This window comes from Streptomyces sp. P17 (genome assembly GCF_032436805.1).
GTDB lineage: Bacteria > Actinomycetota > Actinomycetes > Streptomycetales > Streptomycetaceae > Streptomyces.
This window is the reverse complement of record NZ_JAVRBF010000879.1, coordinates 1-269: the sequence shown is the minus strand read 5'-3', so window position 1 is coordinate 269 and position 269 is coordinate 1. Positions and strand designations below refer to the sequence as shown.

The 269-nt window shown below is 59.1% G+C and carries 1 protein-coding gene; it reads left to right on the top strand.

The features are described from left to right. Positions 1–83 precede the first annotated feature (83 nt). Positions 84–269: hypothetical protein (locus RMT89_RS43305; protein WP_315889246.1), on the top strand; the 186-nt coding region annotated here is incomplete at its 3' end.

Genomic DNA, 269 nt, shown 5'->3' with positions numbered 1-269 from the left:
AGCGGGCAGCCGCCGCCTTAGCCCAGCGTTGTGGCGCGCATCTGGTAGGCGCGCATCTTGTCTTTGCGGATGCGACATTGTCCATGTCCTACGCCCGTGGCCACGATGCTATCAGCCAAGTGATCGTCCAGCTCGATGCTTCTGCAGAGGCCGCGGCCGTAATTGTGAAAGCGCAGTTTCAAGCGCTTTGCACCGAACTTAACGTCCCCAGAGAGTTTCGTCGCATCGGGCGCAAGGCGATCGATGCGTTGCTAAATTCTGGATTCCGG